General features: G+C 68.7%; 10 protein-coding genes and 1 tRNA gene. 4 read left to right on the top strand and 7 right to left on the bottom strand.

Annotated elements, in window-relative coordinates:
* Positions 1 to 2: 2 nt before the first annotated feature.
* Positions 3 to 1,157: a beta-galactosidase gene (locus Tbon_RS04465; RefSeq protein WP_192498140.1), complete on the bottom strand. Its 1,155-nt coding sequence runs from the start codon at positions 1,155 to 1,157 to the stop codon at positions 3 to 5.
* Positions 1,158 to 1,184: 27 nt separating this feature from the next.
* A complete protein-coding gene (locus tag Tbon_RS04460; protein WP_158066502.1) occupies positions 1,185 to 2,489 on the bottom strand; it encodes a M20/M25/M40 family metallo-hydrolase in 1,305 nt (434 codons plus the stop codon).
* Between the two features lie 123 nt (positions 2,490 to 2,612).
* Here Tbon_RS04460 and Tbon_RS04455 point away from each other — a divergent pair, with 123 nt between their 5' ends.
* Positions 2,613 to 3,047 carry a PaaI family thioesterase gene (locus Tbon_RS04455; RefSeq protein ID WP_158066501.1) on the top strand — a complete coding sequence of 145 codons (435 nt, stop codon included), beginning with the start codon at positions 2,613 to 2,615 and terminating at the stop codon, positions 3,045 to 3,047.
* 117 nt (positions 3,048 to 3,164) lie between these two features.
* A complete protein-coding gene (gyrB, locus tag Tbon_RS04450) occupies positions 3,165 to 5,129 on the top strand; it encodes a DNA topoisomerase (ATP-hydrolyzing) subunit B (protein ID WP_158066500.1) in 1,965 nt (654 codons plus the stop codon).
* A 21-nt stretch (positions 5,130 to 5,150) separates the two neighbouring features.
* Here the strand turns inward: gyrB and Tbon_RS04445 are convergent, their stop codons facing one another.
* Together Tbon_RS04445 and Tbon_RS04440 are read right to left on the bottom strand one after the other, a co-directional pair.
* Complete coding sequence (locus Tbon_RS04445) at positions 5,151 to 5,996, bottom strand: methyltransferase domain-containing protein (RefSeq protein ID WP_158066499.1); 846 nt, start codon at positions 5,994 to 5,996, stop codon at positions 5,151 to 5,153.
* 55 nt (positions 5,997 to 6,051) lie between these two features.
* The gene (locus tag Tbon_RS04440) at positions 6,052 to 7,008 is read right to left on the bottom strand and encodes a thermonuclease family protein (protein WP_158066498.1); all 957 of its coding nucleotides are present in this window, start codon (positions 7,006 to 7,008) and stop codon (positions 6,052 to 6,054) included.
* Positions 7,009 to 7,157: 149 nt separating this feature from the next.
* Between Tbon_RS04440 and Tbon_RS04435 the strand changes: the two genes are divergently transcribed.
* Together Tbon_RS04435 and Tbon_RS04430 are read left to right on the top strand one after the other, a co-directional pair.
* Positions 7,158 to 9,062, top strand: coding sequence for an ABC transporter ATP-binding protein (locus Tbon_RS04435; RefSeq protein WP_192498139.1), 1,905 nt, complete (start codon positions 7,158 to 7,160; stop codon positions 9,060 to 9,062).
* On the top strand, positions 9,062 to 11,044 hold the full coding sequence (locus Tbon_RS04430) for an ABC transporter ATP-binding protein (protein ID WP_158066496.1): 1,983 nt from the start codon (positions 9,062 to 9,064) through the stop codon (positions 11,042 to 11,044). Before Tbon_RS04435 ends, Tbon_RS04430 begins: the two co-directional genes overlap by 1 nt.
* Positions 11,045 to 11,206: 162 nt before the next feature.
* On the opposite strand, the gene Tbon_RS04425 is transcribed toward Tbon_RS04430, so the two are convergent.
* The 3 genes from Tbon_RS04425 to Tbon_RS04415 form a co-directional block, all read right to left on the bottom strand.
* Positions 11,207 to 12,568: a hemolysin family protein gene (locus Tbon_RS04425; protein WP_158066495.1), complete on the bottom strand. Its 1,362-nt coding sequence runs from the start codon at positions 12,566 to 12,568 to the stop codon at positions 11,207 to 11,209.
* A gap of 175 nt (positions 12,569 to 12,743) precedes the next feature.
* Positions 12,744 to 14,069 (bottom strand): hypothetical protein, encoded by a 1,326-nt coding sequence (locus Tbon_RS04420; protein WP_158066494.1) that lies wholly within the window; start codon positions 14,067 to 14,069, stop codon positions 12,744 to 12,746.
* A gap of 503 nt (positions 14,070 to 14,572) precedes the next feature.
* A tRNA-Ser gene (locus tag Tbon_RS04415) sits at positions 14,573 to 14,660 on the bottom strand.
* Positions 14,661 to 14,720 lie beyond the last annotated feature (60 nt).

The following is a 14,720-nucleotide window of genomic DNA, read 5'->3' as shown; positions in this document are numbered from 1 at the left end:
GCTCACTCCGCCGCGCCGGCCGCTGCCGCCCGCGCCGCCTCCAGCCACCGGCCGTCGCCGAACCGGTGCTCCTGGTACAACCACCACTCTGCGCCCCACAGGTAGATCCGCTCGGCGCCCGTCCTCCGCGCGTACGCCACGTTCTTCAGCATCGTCTCCGGCGAGAGGTTCCTCGAAGGCCGCTCCGGCGAAATCAGCCGCGCGTCCCCGTCCGTCCACGGCTCCGCCTGGAGCTCCGTCACCCAGAACTGCTTCCCCGCCTTCCGGGCTTCTCGCGCCTGGTAGGCATAGTTCGGCATCAGCCACCCCAGCTGCATGATGTCCACCACCACCGGCCGCCCCAGCACCGAGCCGTTTCGCCGCGGGTACATGCTCTGCGCCAGCACGTCCGCATCGGCCAGCGCATCCCGCCATCGCCGGTCATAGACATAATGCTGGGCGTGGTTAATCGCCACCGGCCGTCCCTGCGGGTCGGCCCGCCGGATCGTCTCCGCAACCTCCGCCACGTACGCCCGGCCCAGGTGGTAGTGGTGGGCCCGGTGCGAAGCGATGTACCCCTCGTTCTCCGCCGTCCATGAATCGATCTCCGGCCGCCCGGCAAGGTGAGCCGCCACCGTCGACACCATCCTCAGCGCCCGCTCGCGGAGCACCGGCACGCTCGAGAGGTCCATCCACTCCCGCAGCTCCACCCCCTCCAGCGCCCACGCCGGGATGTAGAACTCCGGGTGGCGCTGCGCCTTCATCCCGATGGAGACGTTCGCCGTCGCCCCGGCGGCCCGCACCGCATCGAGCTGCGCCTCGATGACGGAAAAGTCGTACCGTCCCTCCTCCGGTTCCACCTCGTCCCACTGCACGCTCAGCCGCACCAGCCGGATGCCCGTCCGCTCGATCAGCTCGCGAAGCACCTCCGCGCACCACTCCGCCCGCCCCGGCCGCCCGTCCGGCGCGTGGCCATCCGGGCCGGCGCCCGGCTCCTCCAGCAGCAGGTACTCCGCCTGGTCGCAGCTGAAGTTGAACCCGATCGCCGAATCAGCCAGCGGCTCCCGGTTCGTCCACTGCAGGTGCAGCGTCAGCCAGAGCTGCCCCGCCAGCAGCCCGAGCGCAAGCACCGCGCCGCCGAGGATCCCCGCCGCCTGCCAGCGCCGCCGGTGCCCCATCGGCACCATTCTCCCCGCCCGCGCCGCTTAGCTCACCATCCGCCGCACAATCTCGTACATCAGCTCGCAGCCGAGGTTCAGGTTCTCCACCGTCAGGAACTCGTCGTTCCCGTGGAACCCGCGCCGCTCCTCCGGCGAGAGCAGGCACGGGATGAACCCGTACGCCGGGATCCCCCGCTCCCGCAGAAACCGGTTGTCCGTCCCGCCGATCGTCATCCCCGGGACCACCACCGCATCCTCCATCGCCTCCTTCACCACCGACGTGATCGTCCGGAACAGTTCCGTATCCCACGGCACCGCCTCCGGCTCGCCGTGGTCCGGCGAGAGCAGCTCCACCGAGACCCGCTCGTCGCCGATCCGTTCCCGCACCTGCCGGATCCAGTCCCGCTTCGACTGCCCCGGTAGCAGGCGGCAGTCGATCACCGCTTCGCTCCGCGCCGGGATGACGTTCGCCTTGATGCCCGCCTGCAGCATCGTCAGGTTCAGCGTGTTCTGGAACATCGCCAGCAGCTCCGGCGACCGCCGGATCCGCTCCTCCACCGCCTTCCGGTCCGACCGCGGCGGCATCAGCCCCGCCTCGGCCAGCCGGTCGAGGTAGGCCTCCGTGTCGGGCGTAAACACCAGCGGCCGCTCCCAGTCCACGAGCCGCTTGAGCGCCCGCACGAGGTACACCGCCGAGTTGTCCTCGTGCGGCACGCTCCCGTGCCCCGGCCGCCCGACCGCCGTCAGCTTCAGCCAGCAGATGTCCTTCTCGTTCGTCGCCACGCTGAACAGCCGCGTCTCCTGCCGCCCGAACCGGGTCGTCCCGCCTGCACCCTCGCTCAGCTCGTACTCCACATCCACGATGTCCGGCCGGTGCTCGCACAGCCACGCCATGCCGTAATCGCTGCCGGCCTCCTCGTCAGGCACCGCGCAGAACACCACATCCCGCTTCAGCGGCACCCCCTCCCGCTTCAGCAGCAGCATCGCCATCAGCTGCATCACCCCGCACCCCTTCATATCCACCGCCCCGCGGCCGTACACCCGCCCATCCTGCACCAGCCCCGCGAACGCCGGCACGCTCCAGTACTGCTCCTCCACCGGAACCACATCCGTGTGGTTGCACAGCATGATCGGCCGCTTCGAACCGTCCCCCCGCAGCCGCGCCACCAGCACCTCCCGGTTCGGCGCCGTCTCGATGTACTCCACCGGGATGCCCTCCGCCTCGGAGATCGCACCGAGAAAGCGCGCTGCCGGTTTCTCGTTCCCCGGCGGGTTCGAGGTGTCGATCTGCAGGTACTGCACCAGGATCTCGAGCGCCTCGCGGTGCACCGCCGGCCAGTCAATCGCCATCGAACGCCTCCGAGCGCAGGGGTGGGCCGGATTCTCCCCCGGCCGGGCCGGCCGCTGCAACTCAGTTGCAATTCGCAACCCTGCCCGGCATCATCTCCCAATCCGCCCGCAGGGAGCCCGGCCATGTCCCCCGACGCCGACGACCCAACCACGATCGCGTACTGGGCCGAACGCTCCCGCGGGCGCCTGCCGGGCCGCCTCGGCGTTGAGGTTACCGCCATCAGCCGCGGCGTCGCCGAGGGTCGCCTCGTCATCCAGCCCGACCACCTCGCGCCGAACGGCTACCTCCACGCCGCCACCATCGTCGCCCTCGCCGATACCCTCTGCGGCTACGGCTGCACCGTCAGCCTGCCGGACGGCGCCGCCGGCTTTACGACCATTGAGCTGAAGGCGAACTTCCTCGGCACCGCCACCGACGGCGTCATAGCAGCCCGCGCCGCGATGCTCCACGGCGGCCGCACCACCCAGGTCTGGGATGCCGCCGTCACCCACGTCGAGACCGGCCGCACGCTCGCCGTCTTCCGCTGCACCCAGGCCGTCCTCTGGCCCCGGCCGTAGCCCCGCCCCTGAACTCGCCCGAAACCCCAAAACCTGCTAAACTGCGAAGGTGAGCGAACAAATCCCCGGGCCGCCGCCCCAGCTGGCTCGTACGCTGCGAGGCTGACACCCACCCCCATGGCCACCCAGGCAACCTCCTCTACCTCCGCTCCCGGCGCAACCTACACCGCCGAAAACATCCAGGTCCTCGAAGGCCTCGAAGCCGTCCGCAAGCGGCCCGGCATGTACATCGGCACCACCGATAAGGCCGGCCTCCACCACCTCATCAAAGAGCTCGTCGATAACGCCGTCGACGAAGCCATGGCCGGCTTCTGCGACCGCATCGAAGTCATCCTCCACCGCGACGGCTGGTGCACCGTCAAAGACAACGGCCGCGGCATCCCCGTCGACATCCAGAAGCAAACCGGCAAATCCGCCGTCGAAACCGTCATGACCGTGCTCCATGCCGGCGGCAAATTCGGCGGCGGCGGCTACAAGGTCTCCGGCGGCCTCCACGGCGTCGGCGCCTCCGTCGTCAACGCCCTCAGCGAAGCCATGTGGGTCGAAGTCGTCCCCGACCCCGCCGCCCAGGGCCCCGATAAAGCCGGCAAGCTCTTTCGCCAGGAGTACGCCCGCGGCGTCCCCCAGACCCCCCTCCTCACCCTCCCCCTCGAAGACCCCGCCCGCTCGCACGGCACCACCGTCAGCTTCAAGCCCGACCCCGACATCTTCGAAAGCACCGACTTCGACTTCAAAGTCGAAGCCGAGCGCCTCCGCATGTACGCCTTCCTCACCAAGGGCGTCTGGTTCCGCCTCGTCGACGAGCGCACCGACCAGGAGGTCAACTACTACTTCGAAGGGGGCATCAAGAGCTTCGTCCGCTACATCAACCGCGACCGCGAAGCGCTCAACCCCGACCCCATCTACGTCGAACGCGAGGTCGACCGCAACGTCATCGAGTGCGCCATCCAGTACAACGACGGCTTCAACGAAACCGTCTACACCTTCGCTAACTCGATCAACACCATAGACGGCGGCTCCCACCTCACCGGCTTCCGCCAGGCCCTCACCCGCGTCCTCAACGATTACGCCCGCAAGCAGAAGATCCTCAAAGACGCCGACCCCAACCTCACCGGCGACGACGTCCGCGAGGGGCTCGTCGCCGTCATCTCCGTCAAACTCCCCGAACCCCAGTTCGAAGGCCAGACCAAAACCCGCCTCGGCAACCTCGAAGTCGCCAGCCAGGTCCAGGCCGTCGTCGCCGACGCCCTCTCCACCTACCTCGAAGAGCACCCCTCCGAGGCCCGCCGCATCGTCGAGAAGTGCCTCCTTGCCAGCCGCGCCCGCGAAGCCGCCCGCAAGGCCCGCGACCTCGTCCAGCGCAAGAGCGCCCTCGAAAGCGGCTCCCTCCCGGGCAAACTCGCCGATTGCTCCTCCCGCGACCCCGAAGAGTCCGAGCTCTTCATCGTCGAGGGCGACTCGGCAGGCGGCTCCGCCAAGCAGGGCCGCGACCGCCGCTTCCAGGCGATCCTGCCCCTCCGCGGCAAGATCCTGAACGTCGAACGCACCCGCCCCGATAAGATGCTCGGCCACGAGGCGATCCGCCTCATCATCTCCGCCCTCGGCACCGGCATCCGCGAAACGTTCGACGTCTCCAAGCTCCGCTACCACAAAATCATCATCATGACCGACGCCGACGTCGACGGCGCCCATATCCGCACCCTCCTCCTCACCTTCTTCTTCCGCAACATGCCCGAGCTCATCGAGCACGGCCACCTCTTCATCGCCCAGCCCCCCCTCTACCGCGCCCAGCACGGCAAAGAGGTCCGCTACTTCTACTCCGACCAGCAGCTCGAGGAGTACCGGAAGCAGAACCGCCGCGCCAACCTCAACGTCCAGCGGTTCAAGGGTCTCGGCGAAATGAACGCCGAGCAGCTCTGGGAGACCACCATGAACCCGGCCAACCGCACCCTCCTCCAGGTCACCATCCACGACGCGGCCACCGCCGACGCCCTCTTCTACGAACTCATGGGCGACGACGTCTCCCACCGCCGCAAGTTCATCCAGGCCAACGCCAGCCAGGTCCGCAACCTCGATATCTGACGCGGCGGCCCGGCCCCCGCCTCACCCGGCGCTGCGCGGCGGCTCCCAGCTCACGATGCCGATGAACCGGCGGAATGCCGGCATCCGGATCCCTTCCGGCGACCCCCACCACGCCTCCATCAGCTCCCGCATCCGCACATCCTTCGCGCTGCCCGGCGCCAGCCAGAGCATCCGCCGCGCCATCTCGAACGCCTGCTCCCGCTCCATCAGCTCATACGCACGCCCGCTGCTCACCGTCCGCACCTCGTACCTCCGGTTCCGCGCACCGAGCAGCGCGACAAACTCCTTCAGGGCCGGCAGGGCCTGGAGCGGCTCCCCGTGCACCGCCTCGAACAGCGGTGCAAGGTTCGCCCCCCGCGCGAACTGCCCGAACATCGCCACGCACAGCCGCCGCGTGTGCCGCTCCATCGCATCGAGGAAGGGCCCAATCTCAGCGATGTCGTAGCACGCGTGCGCCGCCAGGCTCACATCCGCCTCCTCCGTCCACCCGGCCGCCGGCCAGCGCAGGTCGTGCACCTCAACGGTCACGCCGGCCTCGGCCGCTGCCGCTGCCAGCGTCTCCCGCATCGCCCCGCTCGGCTCAATGGCGATCACCCGGCAGCCCTTCTGCGCGAGCGGCACCGCAAACCGGCCGCCGCCCGCGCCGATATCCAGCACCGTCTCCCCCGGCGCAACGAGCGTGTCCAGCACCGGCCACTCCAGCGACTCGAACGCTCCCGGCCGGAAGCGGCCCGCCACTGCCGCGTAGTGGTCGGCCGGCGGCTCCGGCTCCCGCACGCGGGCCACCTGGGCGGCGTCAGCCGCCACCAGCTCCCTCCACGCAGCCAGCGCCTCTTCCTCGGTCGGCCTCAGGACGTTCGTCGGCATCGCGCAGCTCCAGCACAGACGTCGCCGCTGAGCCTACGCCTCCTGAGACGCTGTTTCAATCGCCGTCGTCGAACCGCTGCACCAGCCGGCCCGTGCAGTCGTAGAGCAGCGCGTCGTCATCCTGCGTATTGTTCCAGAGCGGCTCCGACGACCACCACAGCCGCGTCGCCGTATTCGGGAACTGCGGCACCCCGCTCCACACCTCCACCCGGCCGCTCAGCACGAACCCGTTCGGGAACGCGAACTGCTGGTTGCCGCGCTCGCTCACCAGCCGCCACCCGGTGAGGTCGCCGCTCCCCTCGATGACGACCACCTCCGCGGCCTTGTTCAGCGACACAATCCGCGCCGTCGCCGCCGCGCAGTTCCCGCCGGGCGTCGGCGTCGCCGGCGGGGTTGGCGTCGCGCTCCGTGTCGGAGTCGCCGTCGGCGTGCCGGCCGCTGTTGGTGTCGGCGTCGCCGGCGTGTTCAGCCCGCCGCAGGCCCCCCAGAGACCCCGGTTCGCCGCCTTTGCTTCCGCCTCTGCCGCCGCAATCCGGTCCCGATACTTCACATCCGGCGGGTAGACCGCCAGCGCTGCATACCCGTCCCGCACCATCCGCTCATTGAACAGCTCGCCATCGACCCACACATACCGCAGGTAGCGGTCGTACCGGTCCCGGTTCGAAACATCCCGCTCCAGCTCGACCGTCCGCCCCAGCAGCCGGGCTTTCACGTAGTCGGTGGCCTCCTTGCTGAAGCAGCGGGCCCCGCCCGAGCTCTCCGGAGCATCAATCAGGATTAGCCGGACCCGCCCCGCGTCTGCGCAGCCGCCCACATCGATGGTGTCGCCATCCACCACATTCGTAACCACGCACTGCACCAACCCCGCCGGCGCCGGCGCGGAGTCGGCCGCCAGCATCGGCACTATCGCCCGCGGCGTCGTCGCCGAAGGCTCGGCGGCGGCCCGGCAGGCGGCTGCCCCGCCCAGGACCAGCAACATCACCCCGGCAACGAACGCCCAGCCCTTCAGCACGGCACTCCTCCGCCTTCTATTGAGTCCCCTCTTCTACCAGATTGGCGCGACATCCCCCGTCGCGGCGCCGGGCTGGCCCGTCAGCCAGCCTACTTTGACGTTCGCGTCAACGTATGATACCGTCCTTCCCCGAGGAGGGACACCGCCGGGTGCGCTGGCTTCTGCGTCTGCTTCCCTATCTGAAGGCCTACCGCGGCCAGTTCATCCTCGCCTGGGTCTGCGTCATCCTCGCCGGCGCCTTCGTCATGATCAGCCCCCTGCTGATTAAGTTCGCCATCGACTTCGGCCTCCAGCCTGTCCGCGATGCGAACGGCCGCCTCATCGGCCTCGAAGGCAACGAGCGGCTCCTCATCCTCGGCGCCTCCGCCATCGTCGCCTTTGCCATCGCCCGCGGCGCCGCCGCCTTTGGCCAGCAGTACCTCGGCGAAACCATCGGCCAGAACGTCGCCTACGACATCCGCAACCGCATCTACGACAACCTCCAGCGCCTCAGCTTCGCCTACCACGACAAAGTCCAGACCGGCCAGATCATGAGCCGCGCCACCCAGGACGTGGAGAACATCCGCATCTTCTTCTCCATGGGCCTGCTCCGCCTCTCCTACATCATCCTCATGATCCTCATCTCCATCGTGGGCATGCTCGTCATCAACTGGCAGCTCGCCCTCGTCTCCTTCATCTCCCTCCCGATCCTCGCCTGGCGCTCCATCGTCACCAGCCGCCGCCTCCGCCCCATGTGGCTCCAGATCCAGCAGAACCAGGCCGAAATGACCCAGATCGCCGAGGAGGCGCTCACCGGCATCCGCGTCGTCAAGGCCTTCGCCCGGGAAGACTACGAAAGCAAAAAGTTTGCCGACGCGGCCAAACGCCAGGCCGACCTCTCCTACCAGGCCGCCCTCATCCAGGCGAACAACCAGCCCCTCCTCCAGGGCATCTCCGCCGCCCAGATCGCCCTCACCGTCGGCTTCGGCTCCTGGCTCGTCTCCCGCGGCTCCCTCCAGGCCCAGGATGTCCTCACCTTCACCCTCTGGCTCAACCTCCTCCAGCTCCCTGTCCGCACCCTCGGCTTCATGATCAACATCATCGCCCGCGCCATCAGCTCCGCAGAGCGCGTCTTCGAACTCATCGATGCCCAGTCCGCCGTCCAGGAAAAGCCCGGCGCCATCCCGCTCACCGACGTCAAGGGCCACGTCGTCTTCGAAAACGTCAGCTTCAGCTACGACAACCTCAGCCCCGTCCTCTCCGGCATCAACATCGATGCGAAGCCCGGCCAGGTTATCGCCCTGCTCGGCCCAACCGGCTCCGGCAAGTCCACCATCGTCAACCTCATCCCCCGCTTCTACGACGTCACCGAAGGCCGCATCCTCATCGACGGCATCGACATCCGCGACGTCACCATCGACTCCCTCCGCCGCAACATCGGCATCGTCCAGCAGGACGTCTTCCTCTTCATCGGCACCATCCGCGACAACATCGCCTACGGCAAACCCGATGCCAGCCAGGAAGAGATCGAGCGCGCCGCCAAAGCCGCCCGCATCCACGACTTCATCGTCTCCCTCCCCTACGGCTACGACGAATGGGTCGGCGAACGCGGCGTCACCCTCTCCGGCGGCCAGAAACAGCGCATCGCCATCGCCCGCACCCTCCTCCTCGACCCCAAAATCCTCATCTTCGATGACTCCACCGCCAGCGTGGACACCCAGACCGAGTTCCTCATCCAGCAGGCCCTCCAGGAGCTCATGAAGGGCCGCACCACCTTCGTCATCGCCCAGCGCCTCCGCACCGTCATGCGCGCCGACCAGATCATCGTGCTCGACCGGGGCCGCATCATCCAGCGCGGCACCCACCAGGAGCTCATCCAGCAGGAAGGCCTCTACCGCCGCATCTTCGAACTCGAACTAAAGGACCAGGAAGAGGCCCTCGGCCGGCCCGTGGCCCCCGTGCCCGGCCCTGGCGGCGCCGAACGCCCCCGCCCGCGCGTCCGCGGCGAATCCGAAGCCCTGCCCGCCGAGCGCGCGCGCCTCCTCGCCGAAGGCCAGGCCGGGGGAGGCGCCTGATGGGCATGTGGGGCGGTGCAGGCGCCGGCGGCTGGAGCTCCGGCATCGGCGGCCAGCCGGGCGGCCCCCTCGGCCGCGCCATGATGGGCCGCGGCGCCGACGGCTGGGACGACGAGTACCTCGGCAAGGTCTACGACGCCAAAGTCGTCCGCCGCATCCTCCCCTACCTCGCCGAATACAAACTGCAGGCCGTCACCGCCGTCGCCTGCATGGTCCTCTCCGCCCTCGCCAGCTTCTTCCAGCCGCTCCTCATCGGCCTCACCGTCCAGGCCGGCATCAACCACGATACCCGGCGGCTGTTCACCATCCTCGGCGTCATGCTCGGCCTCGCCGTCGTCCAGTGGCTCGCCGCCTATGGCCAGCAGCGCACCACCGCCTGGATGGGCAACCGCATCCTCATGAAGCTCCGCACCCAGATGTACGACCACATGCAGGGCCTCTCCCTCTCCTTCTACGACGAGATGGAAGTCGGCCGCATGATCTCCCGCCTCACCAGCGACGTCACCGTCATGCAGGAGCTCCTCACCAGCGGCTCCCTCACCTTCTTCGCCGACATCATCGGCCTCACCATCATCGTCGTCGTCCTGGTGAACATCGACCTCACCCTCGCCCTCGTCACCTTCGCCATCGTCCCGCCCCTCGTCCTCGTCATGGTCTTCTGGGCCCGCCACGCCCGCCAGGCCTTCATCAACGTCCGCATCAAGGTCTCTACGCTCTACGGCACCCTCGCCGAGAACGTCTCCGGCGTCAAAGCCGTCCAGTCCATGTCCCGCGAGGACGAAAACGCCCGCCGCTTCGACCGCCTCAACCAGGACAACCGGCGCGCCAACATCTGGGCCGGCATGCTCAGCGCCGCCATCATGCCCGTCATCGAACTCTCCGTCGCCATCGCCACCGCCTCCGTCGTCATCGTCGGCGGCCTCCGCGCACTCCACGCCGCCGACGTCGACGTCGCCCACTTCTTCTTCGTCCTCACCTCCTTCACCCTCTACGTCGGCCGCTTCTTCGACCCCATCCGCGACCTCGTCCTCCAGTACACCATGCTCCAGCGCGCCATGGCCGGCGGCGAACGCATCTTCCAGGTCCTCGATACCGTCCCCCGCGTCCAGGACCGGCCCGATGCCATCGAACTCGACCACGTCGAAGGCCGCGTCGACTTCGAAGACGTCCACTTCCACTACGTCGAAGGCGTCCCCATCCTCCGCGGCATCACCCTCCACGTCGAACCCGGCGAAACCATCGCCCTCGTCGGCGCCACCGGCGCCGGCAAGACCACCATCACCTCCCTCCTGATGCGCGGCTACGACGTCACCGCCGGCGCCATCAAAATCGACGGCCACGACATCCGCGATATCAAGCGCCGCTCCCTCACCCGCCACATGGGCGTCGTCCTCCAGAACCCCTACCTCTTCTCCGGCACTGTCCGCGAAAACATCGCCTACGGCCGGCCCGAAGCCACCCAGGAAGAGATTGAGCGCGCCGCCAAAGCCGTCGGCGCCCACGACTTCATCATGCGCCTCGAGCACGGCTACGATACCGTCCTCCAGCAGCGCGGCCAGAACCTCTCCGTCGGCCAGCGGCAGCTGATCAGCTTCGCCCGCGCCATCCTCGCCTCGCCCCGCATCCTCATCCTCGACGAAGCCACCGCCTACGTGGATACCCAGACCGAGGTCATCATCCAGCGGGCCCTCCGCGAGCTCCTCAAGAACCGAACATCCTTCGTCATCGCCCACCGCCTCTCCACCATCCGCGAAGCCTCCCGCATCGTCGTCCTCGACAAAGGCCAGATCGCCGAGATCGGCACCCACGAGGAGCTCCTCGCCCGCGGCGGCATCTACGCCAACCTCTACCGCATGACGTACGAGCAGGAGCAGGCCCGCCAGGCCGCCGCCAGCGTCAGCGAAGACGAGGCGTTCGCCTCCCGCCGCCGCGGAGAAGTCTTCGGCGGCGCAGCACCCCAGCCTGCCGCAGGCGGCCAGTAACCCGCTCCGGCCGTCGGGCGCTCGCTCCGCCGGTGCTCCCTGTGCCATCCCCGGCCGCCCCTCCGGCGGGCCGCGCCGCAGCAAGCCCCAGCTCGCCGCCGAATTTCTGCGGTTCCGATCAGCAAGCCCGGGACGTCTCGCCCCCGCGGAGCCCCGCCCGGTTCACACCCCCGCGTTTCGGCCGCCTTCGCCCCCTCCATGAGAGGCTGCGCCATTGCCGCTTCCCACCCTGGTCACCAGCACCCGGTCCACCCGGCGGCCGTCCATCGCCATCACCCGGAACTGGTACCCCGGTACCTCCACCCGGTCGCCCACCCGTGGAATCCGTCCCAGCCGCGCCATGATGAACCCGCCGACCGTGTCGTAGTCCTCGTCCGCAAGCTCCGCGCCCGTCGCGTCCTCCACATCCGCAATGAGCGCCAGCCCCGACACCAGCAGATTGCCCGACGGCAGCGTCCGCAGCGTCTCGCCCCCCTGCGCGCGCCCGCCCAGCCAGCGCCCCAGCAGCCGGTAGGGCACCTCGTCCGCCGTCAGAATCCCGCTCGTCCCCCCGTGTTCGTCCACCAGCACCACAATCTGCACCTGCTTTGCCCGCATCGCCTGCACCGCCACCTCCACGCTCACCGACTCCGGGATCGCCACCGCCGGCCGAATCAGCGGCCGCCACTCCGTCTCCCCCCGGCGCACCAGCGCCACGAGGTCCTTCACCTCGAGGATGCCGACGATGTGGTCCAGGCTCTCCTCGTACACGGGGTAGCGCGAGTGGTGGTGCCGCTCCACCAGCTCCAGCACCTCGTCCAGCGTCGCCCCTGCCTCCACCGCCACGACCTCCGTCCGCGGCACCATGATCTGGTCGGCCTGGATCGCGCTGAACTCCAGCGCCCGTCGCGCCAGCATCAGCTCGCTCGTCGACAGGAGCCCGGCCCGCGCCGACGCCTCGATCACCAGCTCCAGCTCCTCCGGGTCGAGCGACTCCTCCGCCGGCGACCGCTGCCGAATCCCCAGGGCCCGCACCACCAGCGCCCCCGACCGGTGCAGGAACCAGACGAACGGCCGGAACACCCGCGCGAACACCAGCACCGGCGGCGCCACCAGGAGCCCCACCTGCTCCGTCCGCGCCAGCGCAATCGACTTCGGCGCCAGCTCCGCGAAGATAATCACCAGCGCCGTCACCAGTAGAAACGCAACCGCCGTGGCGGCGATGCCGGCCGTCCGCGCCGGCGCCCAGGCCAGCGCTTCCGCCAGCCCGGGCTCGATGAGGCCCGCCAGGACCGGCTCCCCCAGCCAGCCGAGCGCCAGCCCGCACATCGTAATGCCGAGCTGCGTCGCCGCAATCGTCGCATCCAGCTGCCGCAGCGCCCCCAGCAGCAGCCGCGCCCGCGCCTGCCCCGAAGCCGCCAGCTGCTCCACTCGGGTCCGCCGCACCCCCACGAAGGCGAACTCCGCCGCCACGAACAGCGCGTTCAGCCCGATGAGGACCACCAGGCCCCCGAGGCCCAGACCGATCAGTGCAGGGTCATCCATGCCCGCATTGTAGTCGCCATGCGGGCAGGCTCTGGGTCACTCCTCTCCTGCCATACGTCGAGACCCGGCAATGCGATTCGTCGCCCACATGCCTGGCGACTCCGGACTCTCTGGAGCGCATAGCAAAGGCGGGCGGGAATCAACTCCGCCCGCCTCTGGACCTGTACCGCCGAGGTCAGCGCTTGCGCGAACGTCCGAGCGACAGCAACCCGAGACCGGCGCTGAGGAATACGGCCCCGGTCGCGAGCAGACCCAGGAACTGCGGCCCGCCGGCCTCTTCCGGGCTGCTGGCCCCTGTCGCCGGGGGCCGCGGCGTCGGGGAGGCGCCGGCCGGCGTCGGCACGCCCGGGTCGTTCGTAGCGGGCAACGTCGTTGGCGCCGCCGGGGGCTGGGTCGCCGTTGCAGCAGGGGCCGCAGGCGTCGGGGCCGGTGCCGCAGGCGTTGGGGTCGGCGTGGCCGCCGGAACTGCCGGAGCAGGGGTGCCGCCGGCGATGGCCGGCGGCGGCGTGCACCGGGGGTCGTTCGGCTCCACACACGGCGGGTTGTAGTCTCGAATCGCCAGGAATTCGAGTTCGCTGACACTGTCCGCTGCAAAGGGCGCAGTCGTAGCGCTCGATGGGGCGAGCGTCCACCCGGCCTGCCCGGCCACACTAACCGTGTAGCTGCAGTTTACCGCTGGCGGAAGCGCGACAAACGATGCTTCCCCGCTGGAGTCCGTCGTCTGGGTTATCGGGCCGACGCCGCAGCCTGTCAGCGTCACCTGCCAGCCATCGCCGGGAGCCTCGAAACCGAGGACGTTCTCGGTCAGCCTGACCCGGACCGTCACCTCCGGTTCGAAGTCGTACACCGTGTCGTTCAGCCAGACACCATCCGCCCGCACGAGGTAGCCGGGATTATAGGTCCCCACGTTCACGGCCAGGCCCTGCAGCCGCGCATTTGGACACGCCGCCTGGACGGCCGGAATGTTATAGAACGGCGGGCCACCGTAGTCGGCAGTAAAGCTGCAGCTCCCGCCGGCACTCACGGTCTGGGTCGACCACAGCTTCGCGGCCGGCGAGCCGACGTTCCACTGCTGCCAGGCCCCGCTGAGGTTCACCGTGCCGTTCCAGTACGGTTCATAGACGAGGATGGTTGCCCCGCCCGGGGCGCTTCCATTGATGTCGATGACCACGTTCAGGCCCGGTCCGGCGTACGGCGGACCTGCCAGGTATTTCGTCCAGTACCCCAGCGTCGTGACCTGGCTCAGGGGGATATCCATCGCGATTCCCCAGGTCGCCTTGGCCGGATTGGTGTTCGGCGTCTCGAGTTCCATGGCCCCGATGCCGAAGGGGCTGGTCGCGTCATGCACGAACCTGACCTGCCCCCCGTTCGCTGTCCACCAGTTCCCCCAGCCCTGCCCGGCGGAGTAGCGCACCACCACTGTCGTCGCCGCCGTAGCCGTGGCAACTGCCAGCAGGCCGGCAATGGCGCAAACTGCTGCAACAAGCCGTTTGATGCTCATAGCTCTTCTCTCCCCTCGCGGTTGTTTCTCCTGCTCCAGTCTCGGCCCGCCTTCTCCGGAAGCGGGCGCCTCCATTGGAGAGATGCCCGGGCCGTACCTCCTGTTTCCGTCCCCCAGCTGCGATTGAACCGGCGAGCGCCCCGCCCACGTGCAGGGGGTTAACCTCCGCTGACTGATCCTGCCGTCACTGGCGGCGGGCAAACCCCGGATGCAATCAGGCAGTTCGGTGACGGATGGGTGAAGAATAGCGGAAAATCCGGGACAACGCCGTAGAAAAAGTGTTAGAGCGGAGGCAGCAGACCCGGTGCGCGCTGCCGAGTGAAAGATGTCGCGTTTGTGTCGCAATGTCCGGGATCAACGGCTGTCGGACACGGCCATTCTGACGGCGTGACTGTCAACGATGTCGCCGTAGTGTCGCAATGTCCGAACCTGAGAACGCAAACGCCGGCCCCTCCGCCCCAAAACAAAAGCCCGGCCGCCTGGCCGGGCTCGCGTCCGCTTCCTGGCGGAGAGGGGGAGATTCGAACTCCCGGTGGGTTGCCCCACACCGCTTTTCGAGAGCGGCACCATAAACCACTCGGACACCTCTCCGCCATCCAGTCTACCAGCACCGCCCGCTTCGAGGTATCCGCCCGGCCATCCGCCACGCCG

The sequence above is a fragment of the Tepidiforma bonchosmolovskayae genome (assembly GCF_008838325.1).
GTDB classification, from domain to species: domain Bacteria; phylum Chloroflexota; class Dehalococcoidia; order Tepidiformales; family Tepidiformaceae; genus Tepidiforma; species Tepidiforma bonchosmolovskayae.
This window is presented reverse-complemented; position numbering and strand designations above follow the sequence as displayed.

Excerpts from the sequence above, each read along its gene's own strand:
- gyrB (WP_158066500.1), top strand. The coding sequence starts at position 3,165 with ATGGCCACCCAGGCAACCTCCTCTACCTCCGCTCCCGGCGCAACCTAC.
- Tbon_RS04425 (WP_158066495.1), bottom strand. The coding sequence starts at position 12,568 with ATGGATGACCCTGCACTGATCGGTCTGGGCCTCGGGGGCCTGGTGGTC.
- Tbon_RS04465 (WP_192498140.1), bottom strand. The coding sequence starts at position 1,157 with ATGGGGCACCGGCGGCGCTGGCAGGCGGCGGGGATCCTCGGCGGCGCG.
- Tbon_RS04455 (WP_158066501.1), top strand. The coding sequence starts at position 2,613 with ATGTCCCCCGACGCCGACGACCCAACCACGATCGCGTACTGGGCCGAA.
- Tbon_RS04460 (WP_158066502.1), bottom strand. The coding sequence starts at position 2,489 with ATGGCGATTGACTGGCCGGCGGTGCACCGCGAGGCGCTCGAGATCCTG.
- Tbon_RS04430 (WP_158066496.1), top strand. The coding sequence starts at position 9,062 with ATGGGCATGTGGGGCGGTGCAGGCGCCGGCGGCTGGAGCTCCGGCATC.
- Tbon_RS04420 (WP_158066494.1), bottom strand. The coding sequence starts at position 14,069 with ATGAGCATCAAACGGCTTGTTGCAGCAGTTTGCGCCATTGCCGGCCTG.
- Tbon_RS04445 (WP_158066499.1), bottom strand. The coding sequence starts at position 5,996 with ATGCCGACGAACGTCCTGAGGCCGACCGAGGAAGAGGCGCTGGCTGCG.